This is a genomic window from Lactobacillus sp. (genome assembly GCF_014803895.1).
Map to the genome: position 1 here is coordinate 1 of NZ_JAAVAU010000028.1, position 22,015 is coordinate 22,015.

The 22,015-nt window shown below is 34.0% G+C and carries 19 protein-coding genes; 9 read left to right on the plus strand and 10 right to left on the minus strand.

Annotated elements, in window-relative coordinates:
* Positions 1 to 635: 635 nt before the first annotated feature.
* Complete coding sequence (locus HDR40_RS08240) at positions 636 to 1,967, minus strand: NAD(P)/FAD-dependent oxidoreductase (RefSeq protein ID WP_290628187.1); 1,332 nt, start codon at positions 1,965 to 1,967, stop codon at positions 636 to 638.
* Positions 1,968 to 2,037: 70 nt separating this feature from the next.
* Between HDR40_RS08240 and HDR40_RS08245 the strand changes: the two genes are divergently transcribed.
* From HDR40_RS08245 to HDR40_RS08255, 3 genes are all read left to right on the plus strand, one after another.
* Complete coding sequence (locus HDR40_RS08245) at positions 2,038 to 2,673, plus strand: GDSL-type esterase/lipase family protein (protein ID WP_290628188.1); 636 nt, start codon at positions 2,038 to 2,040, stop codon at positions 2,671 to 2,673.
* On the plus strand, positions 2,660 to 3,784 hold the full coding sequence (locus tag HDR40_RS08250; RefSeq protein WP_290628189.1) for a serine hydrolase domain-containing protein: 1,125 nt from the start codon (positions 2,660 to 2,662) through the stop codon (positions 3,782 to 3,784). Before HDR40_RS08245 ends, HDR40_RS08250 begins: the two co-directional genes overlap by 14 nt.
* A gap of 219 nt (positions 3,785 to 4,003) precedes the next feature.
* Entirely contained in the window at positions 4,004 to 5,014 is a 1,011-nt protein-coding gene (locus HDR40_RS08255) for a serine hydrolase domain-containing protein (protein ID WP_365936797.1), read from the plus strand.
* A 54-nt stretch (positions 5,015 to 5,068) separates the two neighbouring features.
* On the opposite strand, the gene HDR40_RS08260 is transcribed toward HDR40_RS08255, so the two are convergent.
* From HDR40_RS08260 to HDR40_RS08275, 4 genes are all read right to left on the minus strand, one after another.
* Positions 5,069 to 5,926 carry an aldo/keto reductase gene (locus HDR40_RS08260; protein WP_290628193.1) on the minus strand — a complete coding sequence of 286 codons (858 nt, stop codon included), beginning with the start codon at positions 5,924 to 5,926 and terminating at the stop codon, positions 5,069 to 5,071.
* A gap of 105 nt (positions 5,927 to 6,031) precedes the next feature.
* On the minus strand, positions 6,032 to 6,910 hold the full coding sequence (locus tag HDR40_RS08265) for an alpha/beta hydrolase (protein WP_290628194.1): 879 nt from the start codon (positions 6,908 to 6,910) through the stop codon (positions 6,032 to 6,034).
* 71 nt (positions 6,911 to 6,981) lie between these two features.
* Positions 6,982 to 7,914, minus strand: coding sequence for a cysteine synthase A (gene cysK, locus HDR40_RS08270; protein ID WP_290628196.1), 933 nt, complete (start codon positions 7,912 to 7,914; stop codon positions 6,982 to 6,984).
* Positions 7,915 to 7,925: 11 nt separating this feature from the next.
* A complete protein-coding gene (locus tag HDR40_RS08275; RefSeq protein WP_290628218.1) occupies positions 7,926 to 8,780 on the minus strand; it encodes a homoserine O-succinyltransferase in 855 nt (284 codons plus the stop codon).
* A gap of 156 nt (positions 8,781 to 8,936) precedes the next feature.
* On the opposite strand from HDR40_RS08275, the gene HDR40_RS08280 reads away from it, so the two are divergent.
* Complete coding sequence (locus HDR40_RS08280) at positions 8,937 to 10,058, plus strand: low temperature requirement protein A (protein ID WP_290628198.1); 1,122 nt, start codon at positions 8,937 to 8,939, stop codon at positions 10,056 to 10,058.
* Here HDR40_RS08280 and HDR40_RS08285 read toward each other — a convergent pair.
* From HDR40_RS08285 to HDR40_RS08305, 5 genes are all read right to left on the minus strand, one after another.
* Positions 10,055 to 12,892, minus strand: a complete 2,838-nt coding sequence (locus tag HDR40_RS08285) for a DEAD/DEAH box helicase (RefSeq protein WP_290628200.1) — start codon at positions 12,890 to 12,892, stop codon at positions 10,055 to 10,057. The two genes, HDR40_RS08280 and HDR40_RS08285, sit on opposite strands and share 4 nt — an antisense overlap.
* A 68-nt stretch (positions 12,893 to 12,960) precedes the next feature.
* Positions 12,961 to 13,788: an exodeoxyribonuclease III gene (locus HDR40_RS08290; protein ID WP_290628202.1), complete on the minus strand. Its 828-nt coding sequence runs from the start codon at positions 13,786 to 13,788 to the stop codon at positions 12,961 to 12,963.
* A 109-nt stretch (positions 13,789 to 13,897) separates the two neighbouring features.
* Positions 13,898 to 14,161: a GlsB/YeaQ/YmgE family stress response membrane protein gene (locus HDR40_RS08295; protein ID WP_290628204.1), complete on the minus strand. Its 264-nt coding sequence runs from the start codon at positions 14,159 to 14,161 to the stop codon at positions 13,898 to 13,900.
* Between the two features lie 49 nt (positions 14,162 to 14,210).
* Positions 14,211 to 14,384 (minus strand): CsbD family protein, encoded by a 174-nt coding sequence (locus HDR40_RS08300; protein WP_290628206.1) that lies wholly within the window; start codon positions 14,382 to 14,384, stop codon positions 14,211 to 14,213.
* A gap of 114 nt (positions 14,385 to 14,498) precedes the next feature.
* On the minus strand, positions 14,499 to 16,424 hold the full coding sequence (locus tag HDR40_RS08305) for a TetM/TetW/TetO/TetS family tetracycline resistance ribosomal protection protein (protein ID WP_290628208.1): 1,926 nt from the start codon (positions 16,422 to 16,424) through the stop codon (positions 14,499 to 14,501).
* A 106-nt stretch (positions 16,425 to 16,530) separates the two neighbouring features.
* On the opposite strand from HDR40_RS08305, the gene HDR40_RS08310 reads away from it, so the two are divergent.
* The 5 genes from HDR40_RS08310 (at position 16,531) to HDR40_RS08330 (ending at position 21,125) form a co-directional block, all read left to right on the plus strand.
* Positions 16,531 to 16,713 carry a hypothetical protein gene (locus tag HDR40_RS08310; RefSeq protein ID WP_290628210.1) on the plus strand — a complete coding sequence of 61 codons (183 nt, stop codon included), beginning with the start codon at positions 16,531 to 16,533 and terminating at the stop codon, positions 16,711 to 16,713.
* 127 nt (positions 16,714 to 16,840) lie between these two features.
* Complete coding sequence (locus HDR40_RS08315) at positions 16,841 to 18,181, plus strand: ClC family H(+)/Cl(-) exchange transporter (protein ID WP_290628220.1); 1,341 nt, start codon at positions 16,841 to 16,843, stop codon at positions 18,179 to 18,181.
* Positions 18,182 to 18,478: 297 nt separating this feature from the next.
* Positions 18,479 to 19,471 (plus strand): tryptophan ABC transporter substrate-binding protein, encoded by a 993-nt coding sequence (trpX, locus tag HDR40_RS08320; protein WP_290628212.1) that lies wholly within the window; start codon positions 18,479 to 18,481, stop codon positions 19,469 to 19,471.
* On the plus strand, positions 19,468 to 20,364 hold the full coding sequence (locus HDR40_RS08325; RefSeq protein WP_290628214.1) for an ABC transporter permease: 897 nt from the start codon (positions 19,468 to 19,470) through the stop codon (positions 20,362 to 20,364). Before trpX ends, HDR40_RS08325 begins: the two co-directional genes overlap by 4 nt.
* The gene (locus HDR40_RS08330; protein WP_290628216.1) at positions 20,361 to 21,125 is read left to right on the plus strand and encodes an ATP-binding cassette domain-containing protein; all 765 of its coding nucleotides are present in this window, start codon (positions 20,361 to 20,363) and stop codon (positions 21,123 to 21,125) included. Before HDR40_RS08325 ends, HDR40_RS08330 begins: the two co-directional genes overlap by 4 nt.
* Positions 21,126 to 22,015 lie beyond the last annotated feature (890 nt).

Below are 22,015 nucleotides of genomic sequence, written 5' to 3' on the forward strand. Positions count from 1 at the left end.
CTCTTTACGATTTTTTGATTTGTTATCTCAAATTTATTGCTTGCGAATTGACTTCGCTTCCGTTTGGGGTATTTTTTACCCCGCACACTTTGCGAAACTTTGTTCAGTTTTCAAGGTACTACCACTAACTCATTTATCAAGTCAGCTTTATAATTATAGCGCATTATTTTTCTTTTTGCAAGAACTTTTTTAAAAATATATTTAAACAAAATATTTGTTGTTCCTTCACAAGAACAGATACTACTATACATGCTTTTTTTATATTCGTCAAATTTGTTATTTTGTTCGAATATTTCTTTATAAATTACAAACACCAGGAAACGTTGTCATAATTTTTCTTTATTAACTATCACTGATTTTCGAACTATTTGATAAAGCAATATCAAAATTATTCCTAATATGGCAAATATTATAAAAAATTATCCTAAATTTTTTTATAATAATTGTACATATTCTTTATAAATATAAAATTCGTACGAAGCTAATAGCTTCTATATTTTTATGTAAGAACCTACTAATAGAAATAAACTATTTGTTCTGATCCTCTTTTTTAATCTTACTTATAAAAAAACTACTCCTCCGGTAAAAAGGAATAGTAAGTAAATTGTAGTTGTAATTTTGTTTAGAATTAGCTGTTATCTCAATATGCCTTCAACTTTATCAGCTAAAGCAGGGTAAATAGGTAAAACATGTCGATGCCAATCTTCTTTGCTAATTTTTAAACCAATAACTGGGACCAAATTATTAATATCATTAGCAGCGCTGAAGCTAAGCTCGCTAGCTCCAACGAGACGGTTTTTCTTATCATAAACTACTGTTAATTTAGCTTTCCTATCATTAATACCAGCATAAGGACTGCCCTCACCAATTTTAATTTCGACTACAGAAAATCGTGAATCATCTTTGGCATCTTGCGGATTAACACCCACTTGAGCAATTTGTGGAAAAGAAAAAGCAGCTGTACCAATAGTTGGATACAGAAGACGCTCAATTTTTCCATTTTCAAGTACATCATATAAATAATCTGCTTGAAGTTCAGCAACTGGCGTTAACTTAGGAACAGCTTGGTTGGTGATGTCACCAATTGCATATACACCTTTCGCACTCGTCTCAAGATGGCTATCAACATCAATACCATGCTTATTATATAAAATTCCCGCTTTTTCTAAATTCAAATTCACATTTGGTATTCTACCCGTCGCGTCAACAATATAATCACCTATAATTTCTGGCAACTTCTTATTATTAGTTTTAACAGTAAAACCATTACTATTTTTTAAAATCTTAGTTGGACTAGTAAAAAAATGTATGCGAATATTTCTTTGCTCCATATTTTCAACTAATTCAGCCGCATATTTACCATAAAATAAGCGCAAAATTCTTTCTGAACGAACTAAAATATCAACTTTTGTACCTGCAGCTGCTAAAAAAGTAGCCAGCTCTATTCCAACATATCCACCGCCGAAGAAAATGGCATGGTTCGGCTGTTTTTCAAGAGAAAGAACCTCAGAACTATCATGTGTATATTCACTGCCCGGTATATCAAGCTTATGTGGATGCTGCCCCGTTGCTATTATAATTTTTTTACCTTCATATTGTTGTCCATTCACTTCAACTATGTGTGGGGCAACAAACTTACCGTATCCTTCAACCACATCGCACATTTGATAATAGATTTTCTTAGTTTGCTCAGGCCATTCATCAAATCGTGCCTTCTTAGTCTTCATCAATTGCTCCCAATTAATTTTCCCAGGAATTATCCCTCTGTTATCAAGAGCCTGACTCATCAATTGAGTATGAACTGCGCCCTCTAAAAAAATTTTAGGTTCACATCCTACATTGGGACAAGTTCCTCCAAATAATCCTCCTTCAATAGCTAACAAGGATTTATCAGTATGGGACAATAATTTCGCTAATTTATACCCTGCGGGACCTGTCCCTAAAATAATATAATCATATTTTTTCATAATCATCACCTCATTCCCTAATTCTAGCAGTATCATAACCATAAAGCTTATTAGAAAACTGGTGAATTTTTTGAAACTACTTCTATCCGGCGACAGTATTATTGCTCGCCATGAGGGATTAACCGAGCCTCATATTAACTACAACCTAAAAAAATTAATTCCCAACTGTCAAATTATCAATACTGCAGTTAGCGGAATAAACTCTGGCGGCTTTTTTGCATCCCTTTCTGATTTAGTATTTAAACAGGAAAAATGTGATTATTTTATTCTCCTTATTGGCACTAATGATTTAGCCACTCATAAACAAGTCCCGCTTAACCAATTTAACTCAAATATGCAGCTAATTGCTTCCAGTATTATTTGGCTATATCCGCCTTCAAAAGTTATCTTCATCTCTCCGCCAGCTGTTGACGAAGAAAAACAATTAGTCCGTGATAATAATTTAGTCAATAAATATAGCCAAGCTATCGACCAAGTCGCTAAAGACTATCACTTTTCCTATATTAATTTAGCACAAGCCATGATCGATCAAGGGGATTTATCAGTGCTTTGTCAGGGTAGAAAAAATGATGGATTACACTTTGGCGAAGCGGGGTACAAGTTACTAGCCGAACTTATATATCGGCATTTAACAGCGACTCGCTGCTGTGTTTATAATAGTAGAGAAAATTATCGAAAGGATTATAGAAATATTGAAAATAAATAAAAAGTTAATTGCTATTGCTACCGCCCTTACAGTAGGCGTAACTCCATTTGCGGCCTTTTCTAGTACTTCTAATAATACTGTTCATGCTGCTAGTATGAAAAAAATTGTCGAAAACACAATGAAGAAAAATCATGTTCGAGGCAGCATCCTTGTTGTTAAAAATGGTGAAAGTCAAGTTATCAGCTATGGGTATGCCAACTATAGCAAAAAAATTCTAAATAGTAATAAACAAGTTGCATATCCTATTGCTTCTTTGCAAAAAGTGGTTACAGCCGCAATGCTAATTCAAATCATGCAGGAAAAAAAGGGGAGTAAACAAGCTTTTTCTCAAAACACCAAAATATCTCGCTGGTACCCTACTCTCAAAAATGCTAACAAAATTACTGTTGGGCATCTACTTACTCATACTTCAGGTATTAATCTTGTTGGAACAGAAGCCAACCGTGGCTATACTTATTCTGAACAAGGAGCTATCAATTGGTTAATCAAGCATATAAATTCAACTCCTCAAGCTCAAATTGGTAAGCAATTCAATTATAATAATGCAAATTACATTCTATTAATGGGAATTATTAGAAAACTTACCAATCATTCTTACGCAACTAACCTAAATAATCGAATTGTTAAACCATTAAAATTACAGAATACTTTTTTAGCTACTCATACTCCAACAGGAAAAATAAAAGCTGTTTCCTATATGTGGAATGGAAAACATAATTATCAAAATTCCCTAACTTTAACTAATACTGTTGCTTCCCAATTAACTGGCGCCGGTGATCTTTACACAACTCCAGGTGAGTACTATAAGATTCAACAAGGACTTACTAATGGGAAAATTTTAACTAAAAATCAATTCGATTACATGACCCATTTAACAACCAAAGTTACTACATACTCTGGTGGGATGTATATTAAGAAAAATGGTGAGTTAAAACTTGCTTACGGAAGCAGTCAACATACTCACTTCTGTAATTGGATCCAATTAACTGATGATAATCAAAATGGTATCATTATGTTTCTCAATCAATCTCAAGGTAATAAAAATGCTGAAAAAGCAGTTGGCTATCAAATTTTGAACAAAATTAAGCCAAATTATTTTAAAAAGAATTAAATGTAACACATTCTTCACATAAAATTACTTGTTTAGTCAATATAGAAGCATAAAATAATAGTTAACTTATTAGGAAGGAACGTTCAAGTTTTGAAGAAAAAATTAATGACAGTTGCAACAGCATTAAGCTTAGCTGTTGCGCCTGCCGCAACTTTACTTATTACTAATTCCCCAGCTCATACTGCCCATGCGGCAACAATGACAGCTAGTCAAAAAGAAATGTATAACTTTGTCAGAGAAACTATGCGTAAAAACAAAGTTCGTGGAAGCATTACTGTAATTAAAGACGGTGTCCCACAAAATATTAGCTATGGTTACGGTTGGTATGGCAAAAAAATTGGTGCTGGTAATTCCAAAATTGTTTATCCAACTGCTTCTTTGCAAAAAGTAATAACTGGGGCAATGATTGTCCAATTAATTAATGAAAAGAATAATACTAGCCAAAGTTTTTCTCAATATACAAAAATATCTCGTTGGTATCCTACTTTAAAAAATGCTAATAAAATTACAGTTGGTCAGTTATTAACTCATACTTCAGGAATTACTGTTACAGCAACTGAAGTTAATCGTGGTTATAATTATTCTGAACAAGGTGCAATTGACTGGATTGTTAATAAAGTTAACTCAACCGCTGAAGCAGAGCCTGGAACTTACTTCTATAACAACGCAAATTATATCTTATTAGCTGGTATTATACGGCAATTAACCGGTCAATCTTATGAACAAAACTTCCAAACCCGAATCATAAATAAGCTAGGCCTAACTAATACTTATCTCTATCAAAACATTCCAAGTGGTAAAACTGATGCAATTTCATATATTTGGAACAATAAAAACTATCAAAGTCCCGCTTATATGAAGAAATCAGTTGCCTCACAAATTCCAGGAGCAGGTAACTTATTCTCAACGCCATCTGACTATTATAAAATTCAATGTGGTCTTTCTAATGGACAAATTTTAAGCTCAAGTGACTTTCATTACTTAACACACTTAAAATCTAAGATCACCAATTACTCTGGTGGTATGTATCTCAAGAATAATGACACTTTAAAGAGTGCTTATGGTAGCATCAATGGTTTACACTTTGGTAGCTGGGTTCAACTAACTACTGACAATCAAAATGGTATCGTAATGTTTTTAAATCAAACTAATGGTAACGAAGACTCCCAAAAAGATGTCGGATATGAAATTTTAAATCATATTAAAGCTAATACCTTTACAAATAGATAAAAATAAAAGTGCATCCCCAAAGGGATGCACTTTTTTACTATTAAAACCTTGAGACTAAAAATCAACCTTATCTGGATCATTAGCAACACCAGTAGTACCATGCAATTCATCAAGTAATTGCATTTCATCTGGAGTTAAGTCAAAGTCAAATACGTCTGCATTGGCTTTAATATATTCTGGGTGAACAGATTTAGGAAGTGGTAAAAAGCCATGCTGCAATGACCAACGGATCAATACTTGGGCTGGACTCTTACTATGATTGTTAGCAATACCGGTTACAGTCTTGTTACCAAGTAAGCCACCGGTACCCAGAGGACTATAAGCTTCATTAAGCATACCAAGTTTTGTACTTTCTGCAGTTACCTCAGGTTGTAAATCACTTGGATTTAAGAAATTTTGATTAACAGCTGGTTTAATTTCAGCAGTCTTCATTAATTCATCAATATGATGTTTTCTAAAGTTAGATATACCGATAGCACGTATTTTTCCTGCCTTAACAGCCTCTTCCATCGCACGCCAACTCTCTGCGTTTAATTCAGCCCAGTTATCGCGCATTGCCACAGGATTAGGCCAGTGAATTAAGTAAAGATCTAAATAATCTAAACCCAATTTTTGTAAACTAGTATCAATTGCTGCCTTAGCTTTTTCATAACCATGGTCATTATTCCAAAGCTTAGTGGTTACAAATAAGTCATGACGGTTAATACCACTCTTCTTGATTGCACGCCCAACACTTTCTTCATTACCATAAGCGGCTGCAGTATCAATATGACGATAGCCAGCACCGAGGGCAGCTAAAACTGATTCTTCAGCAATATCTCCATCAGGTGTTTGCCAAGTACCAAAACCAATAACTGGTATCTCTACCCCATTATTTAAAGTATAAGTATCTTCTAAAGATTGAAATTTCATAAAAATTCTCCTTTTTAACTAATTATTCTATTGTACTAACAATAGAACCTAAATTCCATCGGGAATAACTTCCCGAGTTTTTACTAGCTCATAATTTCAGAACTTTTATCCCCATAAAAAGTTCAGAATATCTTTAATTACTTGAGAGTTATAAGTCAAACGTCCATGATCAGCCTTTTGACCATAATATTTCTTTAATTGATAGTTACTACTGTCAGTACCTAAAAGATATTTTAAAGACTCAGATGAAGCATTCGAAACTAAACCATCACTACCATGACTTTTATCTCCAACAATATTTAAAACCTGCGTTTTTTCTTGAGGATAAATTTTTCTTAATGCCAACATCTGTTTATAAGCTTTATTCATTTTATTTGGCTTACCATCTGCAGCAATTTTTAGATTCTTTGGCGCCTGTAATTCTTGAGTAGCTTGACTTAAATCCACACCATCAAAATGCCCTGCGATTGCCACTTGCTTATTAAGTCGGGGCATTGAAGTATTATGATTTTGTAATAAATAATACATCACTGATACATTTCCAAGTGAATGAGCCACCATATTTACTTGAGTAATGCCGTACTTTTGTTTTAATGCCTTCACGACATTTGTGGCATACATTCCTGCTTTTTCAAAATCAATTTGGATATTATTTTTATAATTGATTTCAATAATAGGATTAATCGCATTCTTTTTTATTTCTCCAGAAAAGGTGATTTTACCGTCTGGACTTACATCTACTCTAGTAACACTGTTAGTCAGACCAGCTACCTGAGCAGCCTTTACAATATTAGTTTCAGACTTATAATTGCTCAAAGCTCCATGAAAAAAGAGAGTCGGTGTCGCCGTAATCTTATATTTTCTCGAAAAATTAACTTTTGCAACTTGTGGTTTTTCCACGTGTGATGCTTGCGGTTTAACAGAACATCCTGTTAACGCCAAAATTAAGCCAATTAATAGGAAAAGAAATTTAAATTTTTTCATTTTTAAACTATTAATTAAAAATACACCAAATTAATAAAAAAGCCCCCAAACTGGAGTCTCTTTATTAATAATTATTCTTCATTAAATAAAGCCGTAGATAAATAACGATCGCCACCATCTGGAGCTACTGTTACTACAGCATGGCCCTTGCCTAACTTTTTAGCAATTTCTAAAGCACCAGCTATGTTTGCACCAGCAGAAATGCCCGGCAAGAACCCTTCTTTTCTACCAACTTCACGAGCAGTAGCCATTGCCTTATCAGTAGAAATCTCTACAACACCATCATAAATATCTTGATTCAAGTTCTTAGGAATAAATCCCGCAGAAATTCCTTGGATACCATGTTTACCAGTCTTTCCTTCCTTAAGAAGAGGTGCTTCAGCTGGTTCTAACGCATAAACTTTGGTATTTTTATTAGCTTGCTTTAAAGCACTACCAATACCTGACAAAGTACCACCAGTACCAACTCCGGCTACAAAAGCATCAATACTCTTACCTGTACCTTGAAAAGCTTCAATAATTTCCGGACCAGTAGTTAATGCATGAATATTAGGATTTTCAGGATTTTCAAATTGCATTGGCATAAAGTAGCCCTTTTCCTTAACTAACTCTTCTGCCTTCGCAATAGACGCCTTCATTCCTTCACTTGCTGGAGTCAAAATCAATTCTGCTCCATAGCCTTTCATTAACTTACGACGTTCAATACTCATACTTTCTGGCATTACAATTACAATCTTGTAACCCTTAGCAGCAGCTACACTCGCTAAACCAATTCCAGTATTACCAGAAGTTGGTTCCACAATAGTACTACCTTCTTTAAGCTTACCTTCGCGTTCTGCCTTTTCAATCATTGCTAAGGCAATTCTGTCTTTTACAGAACCGGCAGGATTTTTAGCTTCAAGTTTTACGTATACATCTGCACTATCTTCTGGAACTACACGGTTCAACTTTAATAATGGGGTGTTACCAACTAACTCAGTAATTGAATTATAAATAGTAGTCATAATATTTCTCCTTAAATAATTACAAGATCTGGTTCTAAAGTACTATTGCTAACTTGATTGAGCCAGTTAAAAAAGAATTGCTTTTGAATTTTTTTCCATTTAAATTGCGGATCTTGCATTTTTTCTTTATCTAAAAAATAATTTTCTGGTTTTTTATATTCTATCTCTGGATGGGCTGCTTTTTCTCGCTGATATTCTTCAAGTAAAGCAGGTTTATCATACTCTAAATGAGAAAAGAGAAAAATTCTCTCTGGATTTTTGGAAGCTGTAACTAAAAATAAATTACCATTTTCGTCTTCAGCATTAATAGTCAGGTTGGGATCTTGTTCAATCTGATTCTTATCCATTTCTTCATAACGTGCATGGGGAGCTAAAAATCCTGAAGAAATTCCATTCAATAACTCATGACAACAATTAATTTTATGAGAAAAAACACCAAAAACTTTTTCAGTTAATTTTTTCTTTTCTATACCATAAAAATAATTCATTGCCGCCATCGCACCCCAGCATAAATAGAGTTGTTGCACATGGTTTCGATCCAATTCTGAAAGCAAACATCGAACTTCATCAATATATGTAACTTCATCAAAATTAAATCGCTCAATTGGTGACCCAGTAATAATAAAACCATCAAAGTCCTTAATATTAGTTAAATCTAACGGCTTAGAAATTGCTGCAACTTCCGACGGAACTGGCCTATCTTGATAATGCATTTTAGGATAGAAAAACTGTAAATCTACATCAAATGGCGCTTCATCAAAAATTTCTTTAAATCTTTGTTGCGTGCGCAATTTATCATGCATAATATTCAAAACACCAATTTTTAACGTTGAGTTCTTCAAAATTTTCGCCCCCTTACTTTTTATCTTAATATAACTATATCACTTACCATAAATAAGTAAAGAATTTTCATCTACTTCATTTAAACTATTAATAGCCAAAGTCTCAAGTTTATGCGCGTGTTTTTAACCAAATGTTAAAATATATCTGACTTATACCTTATATAAAGAAAGTTGGTTAATATGTCTAAAATACCTGAAAAACACGTTTCTAAAATAGCCTTATTTTATGATCTTGTGTTTGTTTACATGATCTCAAAAACAACAGAAATTCTCCATCATCTTCATAATGGGATGGTTTCGCCGATTTCATTTGGTTTATTTGCAATTATTGTGTTGATTTTTATCAGCTCCTGGATGGTACAAACTATCTTTACTAACCGTTATGGGAAGTCTAGCTGGACTGATATTGCTTTTTATTTTATAGACATGATGATTCTTTTATTTATGTCAAATTCATTTGACACAAATAACCTTCGGGAAATGAAAATTCTTTTTGTATCCGCAGGGTGTTTATCCACAACATTAGCAATCCACTATTTAATTACTCGTTTCCAAGTAAAAAGCGAAACTGACAAAAAAATCACACAAACTTATTTTGCTTTTTTGATTTTTAGAGCAATTTGCTTAATCGTTGGTGGACTTTTAGATAATCTTGCAGGTTTTATTATTGCAATTATCGGCTTACTTCTGAGTTGGATTATGCCAACTTTAACCCGGAAAGAAACCATCAAGCACCCTATTATCTTTCCTCATTTTTTGGAAAGATTAAATCTATTAGTCATCGTAATCTTTGGTGAAACGATTATTGGTGCAGCTGATTATTTCAGAATTCAAACTTTATCAGTTTATTCAGTTTTAATCTTCCTCATTGTTGCTCTTCTCTTCTTCACCTACGTGCTCCAATTCGACTGGATGGTTGAAGAAAATCAACCAGACGCCACAGGAAATTTATTAATTTATTTACATTACTTCATCATTTTTGGAATTAGCTTAATCACTGTGAGCTTAAAATTCATTCACGAAGAAGATGCTAATTCTTGGTTTGCTGCAACCTGCCTATACTGTGGTATCTTACTATTTTATTTTGGCTTAGCAATTTCTACGCGTTACAACAAACAAGAATTTGATTTAAATAAAAAAACGATTGGTATCTTTTTACTAACCACAATTATCGGCTTCATAATTTGCTTATTTGCACCAGAATTCGAAGTAATTACAATCACAACTGTCTTGGTTGTGGCAATTAATGCTGGATATTTAACTCACGTCGCACTTAGTCCAAAAGAAAAAATAAAAGTCTAATCAAACAACAACTCATACATCTTAGTCGCTAAGGGATGCTTCAATACTAAGTTCATCCCTACAGCGGCTTTTTTCTTGGGACCAATTTTTTCTTCTTTAACTGAATTTTTCTGAATTTCAGCTTCACCCAGATAGAAGAATTCCTTGCCCACACTATCACTCTGCTTTACAAACAAATGTAATTTCATGGCTGGTGTTTGCAATAACTTTCCCACTTCTGGCGAATCTAAATGCCGCGGACTTCTCGTATACCAACGCAGCGAGCGTCCATCTTCAAGTGTATTGTTGTAGACTGCATTTCGTTTCTCTTGATCGTCCTTTTTATAAGTAATAAAAATTGGCGTTTCCTTTTCACCAACGCGGTAGCCATACATTGGAGCCGAAACATCTAAAGGCCAATTAAGCAAACGGCAGGCATCTTTACGGTCATATTGTTGATAAAGTGTGAATTGTTGATCCTGTTGATATTTTTTACTCAAAAGTAACCCTGTTTGCACAGCATCCCTAAACAATTGTGCAAAAGTTGAATTCTTCAAACTATTTTTTAACTTATCATTCAATCGATATACGTGCTCTTCTCCTATATCAATTATATCAATTAAACTTTCACCACCATATTGCTCTTTTTTGGTAGTCTTCCCCTGCTTTACATCAAAGAAGGCCAGAGACAAGATATTTTTCACCGAATTAAGAACATCCTGACTCACATATGCACCCCAGTGGTATAAAAGTTGTTCATAACTTGTTAAATTAAGTGAATCTTGTTCTAATAAGGCATTTAATAGAACCAATTCATGCACACGTTTTCCACTTAACAATTCTTTTGTAATAAAGGAAAGTACACTACTTTCATAATCAGTTACTTTAATATCTTCACCCATTTTTCTTAAAAATTCACCATAGTGTGCGAATGATTTATTTTTAGCAAAAACTTCAGGGCTAGTTGAACCATATTGATAAAAGTCTTTTAACAACGGTACCCGGCCAATTTTTTCTTTTACTTCCTGATAAGAATCACGTAATTGCTTTATGCCGTCTAATTTTACCTTATCTAATGAAGCTAATATCCTTTCAGAAGCAATTTGAGAAAAATTAATTGTTGACACATCAATCTGGAGAGGTAGAGCAGCTTCTCTACGCGCTTGATCTTTATCACGGCTAGTATCACCATTCAGAGCAATTGGTATCAAATAATTATTTTTATAATTACCAATAAAATCGATTACTGTTACATAATCTTTACCAGGATATTTACGCAATCCCCGACCAAGTTGCTGAATAAAGACAATACTCGATTGAGTATTTCTTAACATAATAATCTGATTAAGATCTGGAATATCAATTCCTTCATTAAATAAATCAACTATGAAAATATACTCTAACTCGCTACGTTCAAGTTTCTCAATAACTTCACTTCGCTTCTTTTCACTATCTTCATTAGTCAAAGCACAACTAGGATGACCTTTTTCAGAAAATAATTCAGCTAACTTCTGCGCCTCATCCCTTCGACTGCAAAAGACTAATCCACGTGCTTGCTTACCACAATAACCATAATAATCAATTTGCTTAAGTAAATAATCCACCCGTTTTCTATCAATTAAGTGGGCCAAATTACTAGTTTCATCAATTACTTCGCCATCAATTTCATAATCCTCTACCCCAACATAGTGAAAAGGTGCAAGCATTCGCTCTTTAAGTGCATCCCGGAGACGAATTTCATAAGCTAAATTATAATCAAAAATTTCATAGATATTCTGTTCATCCATTCGCTCTGGAGTTGCTGTCATTCCCAACCAAAACTTAGGTTTAAAATAATTTAAAACTTTTTGATAGGTTGGAGCTGCTGCTCGGTGGGCTTCATCAATTAAAATATAATCAAATTCATGCGGATCAATTTTTTCTAAAATATTATCCTGACTCATCGTTTGTACAGTCGCAAAAAGATACTTAGCCTCTAAGTCATGATGGTTGCCCGATAATAAGCCAAAATCCTTTTTATCACCGCCAATTATCCGATGAAAACTATCGCATGATTTTTTAGCAATTTGACTACGATGGACTAAATATAAAAATCTCTTAGGATGATACTCATTTACTGCAAATGCTCCTAAATAAGTTTTTCCTGTTCCTGTTGCAGACACAACTAAGGCCTTGTTTTCACCTTGTTTAACTAATTCAGTTAATTCTTTTAATGCCGCATTTTGCATCTGATTAGGGATGATTTTTGTCTTCTTTTTAAGAAGATTACTGGTTCTAACAGATTGCCAATTTTTAGCATATTCCCTAATCCATTCATCAGTTAGAGGAATAGAATTTTCTTCTAAGGCTGTTAATTTTTCAGACATTCTTTTAGTTAAAGACGCATTTTGCTTCGAACTAACCTTGAGTGCCCATTCATAATTTTTAAGCATTGCACTACGCGTAAAGTTAGCACTTCCAATTATGCTAGTCTGATAATTATCATGTTCAAAAAAATATCCCTTAGCATGAAAACCAGCTGATTGAGTAATCCGTACATTAAGATTAGGAATCTTTTTTAATTCTAAAAATACCTTAGGACTATTAAAGCCAAGGTAATCACCAGTAATCAAGGTTCCACTCACACCTTTTTTAGCTAAATCAGCCATTACTAACTTAAATGGAACAAGCATACTCTCACCAATGAATGCTACTGCCCAAGTAAAGGATTGTGCATGTAATAACTCATAACGTAAACTTGTCCATAAGTTTTCTTCTTGTTCATTACCCAACAGCTGAGGCGTAACTAAGTTATTACCTTGATAATTATCATCATACAATCCATTAAGAATTGCCTCTTGTAAAAAATCAGCCATGATTTTTCCTTTCTAAACAAAAAACGTCAACCTCTCGTTAACGTTTTTAGTTTACTTCTTTTTTAAAACTATATATTAATTTCTAACATAATCGGACAATGGTCTTTTCGTGCGCCACTATCGATCATCGTAGATTCTTGAATTTTATCTGCAATTCTATCAGAAACAATATAGTAGTCAATTCTCCAACCTGAGTTATTTTGCTTACTAGTGCGAACCCTCTGTGCCCACCACGTATAGTGTCCTTCAACGTCACCATGTACATGACGAAAAGTATCAGTAAAGCCTTGATTCAAAAGATAAGTAAAATCTTGCCTTTCTTCATCAGTAAAACCAGAATTATGGTGATTACTTTGCGGATTTTTTAAGTCTATTTCCGTATGAGCGACATTATAGTCCCCACTCGCAATCACTGGCTTATTTTTATCAAGTTCATGTAAATAAGCTGCATATTTTTTATCCCAAACTTGTCGATCAGCTAAACGCTTTAATTCATTACCTGAATTTGGCGTATAAACTTGTGTTAGGTAAAAATTATCAAACTCCAACGTAATAATTCTTCCTTCATCGTCCATTGGTTCAGGAGCGCCAATCTTAGGATAGGTTACTGTTGGCATTAATTCCTTTTTATATAAAAACATAGTTCCAGCATAGCCCTTCCGAGCAGGTTCTTCAGAAGAACGCCAAACATAATTATATTCTGGAAACATTTCACTTAAAACTTCTTGATGTTTCTTAGTTGGACCAGTAGAACGTAGCTTAGTCTCTTGGATAGCAATTACATCAGGATTTTTCTCTTTAATTGTACGCAAAACTGCTCTTGTTTCATGAGCTCGTGCAGAATCGCTAGTTAATGCAGCATTTAAGGAATCAATATTCCATGAAATTAATCTCATCTTTTTATTTTCCTATCTTAAAGTTATTTTTGATTTCATTATAGCCCAAAACAAAAAGGCAGTTAAAAAACTGTCTTTTTATTTTTATAAAATTTTCAAGTATTATAGATCAAGCCTTGTTTCTTCCTGAAAACATAGTTAATACCCAAGATACTACAATTACCAAAATAATTGCACCTAATAATGACGGAACGATTGCCATTCCCGCTAATTGTGGTCCCCAGGCACCAAACAAGGCCTCCCCTAATGATGACCCAACTAATCCGGCAATAATGTTGACAATCCAATTCATTGAACCGCCCTTACGCGTTATTGCCCCCGCAATTAAACCAATAATTCCACCGACAATTAAAACCCATAACCAATGTAACATAATTGCCACCTTCTTTCGTCTGAATCACTAATAGATTTAACAATAATACCTATAGATTATTTTCAAGATCTTCTTTAATTCTATTAGCTTCTTCTTTTGCCTTGCCTTTTAATTTTTGGGCTTTACCTTCAACTTCGCGACCTTTATCTTTTGTAAGCTTACCTTCTACTTCTTTAAGCTTTCCAGCAACTTTATCTTTAAGTCCATGTTTATCTTCTACCATAGGCTGTACCTCTTTCTGGCAATTTATGACTTATTTACTTATTATCTTAATAATACGTTCTCTCCGATTATTAAGCTATTTTTATAGACTAAAAATAGGCGTCTTAAGATTTTCTTAATAACTTGTCAAGTATGGGAAATGCGCATGATCTGGCACTTTATCCCAAGTTACTGTATGTCCAGCACCATGATAACAAAAAACAGAATTAGGGGTATTTTTTAAATCAGATATAGGATCATATTCAACATCTTTAACTATCTTTTCAGCATCATGGCAAGGTAAATAGCCACTGACTATGCATTCAAGTTGACCTTCTCCACGAGTATAGGCTCGTACCTTATTAGCATACCCTTGCATCTCAGCAACTGGTGCCTGACCAGAAATAGTCACTACTTCACTCATCTGTGAAGGTAGTTCAAAGTTACCAGCCATCTGTTGAATATCGTTAATAGCACGTCCTACCTGATCTTGTGGAATAGTTAAATTGAAATCATACCACGGCTCAAGCAGTTGACAACTTCCTTGCTCGCGTAATTCCATCAAGCCTTGCCGAAGCGCACGATAAGTTGCTTCCCTAAAATCTCCCCCAACTGTATGCACATTACTAGCCTTACCACCAATCAAAGTAATCTTCATATCAGTAATGGGCATACCAGTAAGTACTCCCACGTGTTCTTTACTTTTTAAACTTGTCATAATTTGGTGTTGCCAATTTTTATCTAAAACCTCTAAACTACATTGATTTTCAAAAACTAAACCACTTCCCACTGGTAATGGTTCCATTAGTAAGTGTGTTTCCGCATAATGCCTCAAAGGTTCAAAATGACCTACCCCTTCAATTAGATCAGTAATAGTTTCTTTATAGAGAATACTTCCTTGTTCTAAGCTGGCTTGGATATTGAAATTTTCTTCTAGTAAAGATATCAAGATTTCTTTTTGAATTTCACCCATTAATTCAACACTTAGCTCCTGTAAATGCTCTGACCATTGTACATGTAAGCTAGCATCCTCATCTTCTAGTATTCTTAAAGCTTCTAGTACGTCCTTGATATCATTTTTACTTACTACTCGATAACGTAAAACTGGCATTAACTTGGACTTATCATCATCCTTTTCAACCCCTAACCCTTGACCTGCATAAGTTGAAGAAAGTCCTGTCAAAGCAACAATTGTTCCTGAATTTACTTGGTCAACTACTTCATACTTATTACCGTTATAAATTCTAATTTCATTTATTTTTTCATTCGGTACTAATTCACTCTTTGCTTTTAAAAATCCTCCAGTTACCTTGGCCCAAGTAAGGCGTTCAATTTTTTGATCATGACTAATTTTAAAAATTTTCAAACCAAGTTTACTAAAATGATTAACTTCTTCGGTCCATTTATCCAAACCAGTTAAAAATTCTTTTATTCCTTCCATTTTTAAGGCTGAGCCAAAATAAACAGGAAAGACTTTTCTTTGTCTAATCACTGACACGATATCTTCATCGGTAATCTGGCCAGTGTCCAGATACTTATTTAATAATTGCTCATCGCTAGTCGCAATATTTTCAAAAAATGTATCATTTTCTTCTTCAAAACCAATGAAATTACTATTCAACTTTTGATTTAACTCAGTTAATATTTTCGCTTTATCAGCACCCACACTATCCATCTTATTTATGAAAACAAAGGTGGGCACTTCATATTCTCTCAGTTTATCCCAAAGCATCTTAGTATAATTAGTAACCCCATCACTGGCAGAAACTAGTAAAATTGCATAATCTAACACTGATAAAACTTGTTCAGTTTGACTAGCGAAATCAATGTGTCCTGGAGTATCAACCATTGTAATTTCTGTATTATCCTGGTGTAATCTAGCAGTATGAGAAAAAATTGTAATCCCACGCTTCTTTTCCAAATTATCCGTATCTAAAAAAGTATCTTGTTTATCAACCCGCCCCAACTTACGCAAGTGGCCACTAGCATAGAGCATCCCTTCAGATAAAGTTGTTTTTCCGGCGTCTACATGAGCCAGCAATCCCACAGTTATTTTTTTCATTATTATTTTTCCTTAAAATTTATCTTTTTTGTTAATTTAAATCCTTTATATGATGTATTATATTATTACTGTAATTTCTATAATAGAGCATAGAAAGGATATAATTATGCTTTCCCTGTTACTTACAATTCTAGTTTTATGGCTTTGTTGGAAACTAGGTATCGGTTTAATCAAAGTTATTGGCTTTTTAATTGCAATTGGTTTAATTTTCTTCTTTGCTGCATACTTATTGATTCCAATTCTAGCCATTTGTATTGGAGTCGGAATTTTAAAATTAATTATTAGCTAAATTAAAGATCACTAGATAATCATAAACTAGTGGTCTTTTTTCGTTTCACGTGAAACTAAATCCCTATTTAGTAAACCCAATTAAAGTCTTATACTAGTACTATCATGTATTTTTAGAAAGGAAAACTATTATGCCACCTGCTAAAAAAATACTAGCTAAGCCTTTTACTTCTACAACCTTAAGATTACTTTTACAAGCGATTGTCATTGGTTTAACCGTAGGTTTAATAGTTAGTATTTTTAGATTATTGATCGATAAAGGTATGGATACCCTTTATATACTCTATCCTTATATGAGAACTCATCCTATTTGGATTATCCCCTATGCTGCCTTTACCTTATTGATTGTTTTTTTACTAGGACAAATTATTAAATACGATATTAACAACCTCGCCGGTTCAGGAATTCCTCAACTTCAGGCAATGTTTCTAGGAGAAAATCAAATGTCTTGGTTTCAGATTCTTTGGAGAAAATTTGTAGGCTCTCTCCTAGCTATGGGAACAGGACTATTCTTAGGCCGAGAGGGTCCATGTATCCAAATGGGAGCAATGGTTGCCAAAGGATATGCCACTAACTTTTATTACACCCCAGACGATGATACTCAAGTACTAACTTGTGCTGGTATTGCCGCTGGCTTAAGTGCTGCCGTTAGTGCACCATTTGCTGGTGTTTTCTTTCTTGTAGAAGAAATTACTGAATCTTTTAGACCAAAAGATATTATGTCTGCTTTAGCAGCGGCAGCCTCCGCTGACCTAGTTACTATTATCTTCTTTGGAACCAAACCTTGTCTTTACCTGCCAATTGCTCATAAATTACCAGTAACCTCTTATTGGTCACTGGTTTTGGTCGGGATAGCCGCAGGAGTATTAGCATATGTTTATCAATGGGCTTTGTTAAATTCTAAATGGTTATTTAACAAAATCAAAAAGATTCCACGAATATATCATAGTCTTATTCCTATGCTAGCTATTATTCCAATTGGATTAATCTACCCTCACTCACTTGGTGGATCCCATATGTTAATTGATATTCTATTTCACAATCCTATTATTGTTCAAAATGAAGAATTAGGAGATTTGACTTGGCTATTAATTCCTATTATCTTCTCAGTAATTAGATTTGTTTTTTCAATGGTTTCTTACGCAAGTTCAGTCCCAGGTGGTATCTTTATGCCTACTATGGTTTTAGGAGCTTTATTAGGATTAGTCTCTTCTACAATCCTAATTCACCTTGGTTTAATTCCACCAGGTAACTACACTAATATTATTGTTATTTCAATGGCGGCTTATTTTGGAGCCTGCTTACATGCTCCAATAACTGCTATTATGCTTTTGACCGAAATGATCGGCACTGTCCAACAAGTACTCCCAATGATCATGACAGTTTTTATTTCTTGTACAGTTCTTTCCACCCTTGGAGGTCGTCCATTATATGACTCATTAAGACAACAAATGGGCTTTAAAATATAAGAGAAAGTTGACAAAGTATTAACAATATCCTTATAATTTTAGACAATAAGACATGAAAGGAGAATTATCATGACATACGCAAAGTTAGAAATGAATAGTTGGTGGCAAAACTAGCACTAGGGTTATTTCTGATTTGCGCTGCAACAGATATGACCCAAACGTCATATCTGTGCTGGTAATTCTTAGCAATCACTTAAACCCGCACAGACTTTAAACCTGCGCGGGTTTTACTTCTTTATTAAAGGGGACAACCTGTTTTAGCAGGAAGTTCCCTTTTTTATTTTAGAAAGAAAAAACATGAAAAAATTAATCACAACAATTATTGCGCTATTTATTTTTTTAATTGCAGCATTTTTCTTAGAAAATAAGCAAAAAGATACTAGTACTACAATACCGACCGTTGGAATTTTACAAACTGTAAGTCATCCTTCACTTGATGAAATTCATCGAGGAATTATTGCTGGATTAAAACAAGCAGGCTATGTAAATAATAAAAATATCAAAATTGATTTTGAAAATGCTCAAGGAGATCAAAGTAATCTTAAATCCATGAGCGATCGATTTTTACAACATAATGCTAAAGTTACCATTGGAATTGCTACTCCTGCAGTACAATCACTAGCTAATGAAGCGGGCAATACACCAGTAATTATGGGAGGCGTAAGTGATCCAATTGGTACAGGTTTAGTAAAATCACTCAAAAAGCCAGGTGGAAAAGTTACTGGGGTTAAGGATCGTGAACCAATTAAACAACAACTAGAATTAATAAAAACCTTTATTCCCAATATTAAGACCATTGGTGTCATTTATACTTCTAGCGATGATTCCTCCACCTCAGAATTTAAAGAATTTAAACACCTAGCTCAAAAAGCTGGCATTACGGTACGCCCTTATACTGTTACCTCTACTAATGATATTGAACAAGTTGCTCAAACTATGGCTGGGAAAGTAGAAGCAGTTTATGTGCCAACCGACAATACTATAGCTTCTGGATTTTCTAGCTTAATCAAAGCTACCAATAGCGCTAAAATTCCTGTCTTTCCTGCGGTTGATTCAATGGTTAAAAGTGGCGGAATTGCTACAATATGTGTAAGCCAATATGATATGGGCGTCTTAACTGGAAAAATGGCCGCAAAAGTACTTAATGGTGAAAATCCTGCAACACTCCCTGTTGAAACAGTAACCAACTTTTCTACTGTAATTAATGAAAAAACTGCCAAAAAATTAAATATTAAAATCCCACAATCTATTATCAAACAAGCCCAAAAGAAAGGAAGTATCATCAAATGAGCCTTATTACATCTGCAATTGGCCAAGGTCTAATCTGGGGGATTCTTGGACTAGGCCTTTATTTAACTTTTAGAATTTTAAATATTGCTGATATGACTGTCGAAGGAACTTTTCCTTTTGGAGCAGCAATTTGTGTTAGTGCACTTGTCCATGGAGTTAATCCAATAATGGCCACATTCCTTTCCTTTATTGCAGGGATGATTACTGGAGCTGTAACAGGTTTACTTTACACTAAAGGAAAAATTCCTGTTCTACTTGCGGGAATTTTAACTATGACAGGAATTTACTCCGTTAACCTTCATGTCTTAGGAAAGGCAAATGTAGGCTTACTTAATAATAAAACTCTCTTCAATAATAAATTTTTAACTAGCTTACCTGAAGGATTTGCAAGTGTAGTGATTGGGATTATCTTTGCAATCTTTATTGTAATTTTACTCGCTACTTTCTTAAATACGGATTTAGGGCAAAGTTTTATTGCCACTGGCGATAATGAGAAGATGGCGCGTGCTCTAGGAATTAATACTGATAATATGAAAATTTTAGGTTTGATGGTTTCAAATGGGTTAATTGGACTAAGTGGTGGTTTAATTGCCCAAAATAGTGGGTATGCGGACGTTAATATGGGAATTGGAACAATTGTTATCGGCCTAGCCGCTATTATCATTAGTGAAGTCGCCTATCGTAATATTAGTTTAACTGCTAGACTTGTAGCTGTAGTTGTGGGAAGTATTTTGTATCGCTTTGTACTTCTAATCGTTCTTCAATTAGGCTTCAGTACTAACGACTTCAAGCTAATTTCTGCTATCATCTTAGCAATTTGCTTGATGTTGCCACTACTAGAAAAGAAATTTCATTTGAGAAAAGTCTTCAAGAAAGGAACCGAGAAACCATGAGCAAGCCAATTTTAGAATTAAAAAATATCTCTACGACTGTTAATCCTGGTACTAAAGATGAAAAAAAGATTCTCAAAAATATCGATTTAACATTGAATGATGGTGATTTTGTAACTTTACTAGGAACCAATGGTGCTGGTAAATCTACCTTACTCAATGTTATCAATGGCTCCATCTTCCCTACTTCAGGTAATATTTTATTAAAAAGTAAAGATATTACCGGTCTCAGCGAAGTTAAACGCGCTAAATTTATCTCACAAGTTTTCCAAGATCCTAAAATGGGAACCGCGCCACGAATGACTGTGGCGGAAAATTTATTACTTGCAACTAAACGGGGACAAAAACGTGGCCTACATCTTCGTCAGCTTGAAAAGCACATGCTTGAATTTAAAGAAGAAACAGCTAAACTTCCTAATGGCTTGGACCAACGCTTGAATACTTTTGCTGGCAACCTTTCTGGAGGACAGCGTCAAACTTTGAGCTTTTTAATGGCAACAATTAAGCGCCCTGACTTGCTCTTGCTCGATGAACATACCGCCGCTCTTGATCCGAATACCAGTCACGGTTTACTTGAATTAACTGATCAAGTAGTAAAAGAACAAAAACTAACTTGTATCATGATTACCCACCAATTGAAAGATGCCCTTCATTATGGCAATCGCACGATTGTTTTAAAAGACGGACAAATTGTGCTCGATGCTTCTGGACAAGAACGAGACAAGCTGACTGAAACAAATATTTTGAAATATTTTGCAAATTAAAAAGAGTCTGGAAAAAGTTCAATTTTAGACAAGTTTGAATAACAGAAAAAATCGTTGATACAGCAAGGTTGATGTAATGTGAAGACCAGGACTATCAACGATTTTTTAGTTTTAGAATCTTTCCTAGATACTTTTTGCATACTGCTTTCTCAATATACTTCAATTCTTTTATCATGTGTTCGAAGATACTACATATAATTCTTCTATAAAAATTGTATATAATAATTTATTAATTAAAGATGAAAATATTGATATTTTTATTAAAAGTATATTGACTATTTATTCTGCTGGAACTATACTTTTCACAAATAATTCATACAGCAGGCCATAATTTATGAATGATTTCGTAAATCTAGCAAATTCAAATCAACCCTTTGACGTACAACTAAACAGGAGTTCTAGCAGTCATAAATCAGCCTTTACAAAAAAGATAATTCAACGGAGGAAAATAATCCGTTTGGTATTGCAATGGCTTCAAGTAATGGCCTCTAGTATCCAAATTGAGGAAAATCATCGTCATATTGTCGCTTGTTGCTGCTGTGTATCCATTTCTACTGGTTCAGCAGGCTTAAAAGAAAGGAAAAAGTAATTAAAGTGTCTGGGAAAAAACTAGATACTTAAAATAGAAAATGTCTGGGAAAAAACTAGATACTTAAAATAGAAAATCCGTTAGAACTTGTTTGTTCTAACGGATTTTTTCTATACATTATCTTCCAGCCTTGATATTATTAAATCACCACAAAATAAAAACAAGAAGGTGGAATTTCATGTATCAAAATTATATCACAGGTCAAACTACTTTGACACTCAACTTAGATTTCTCTATTCCTAATAATCATTTAGCCAGAGTAATCAGCGATTTCGTTGATACCATACCTGATGGAGTCATA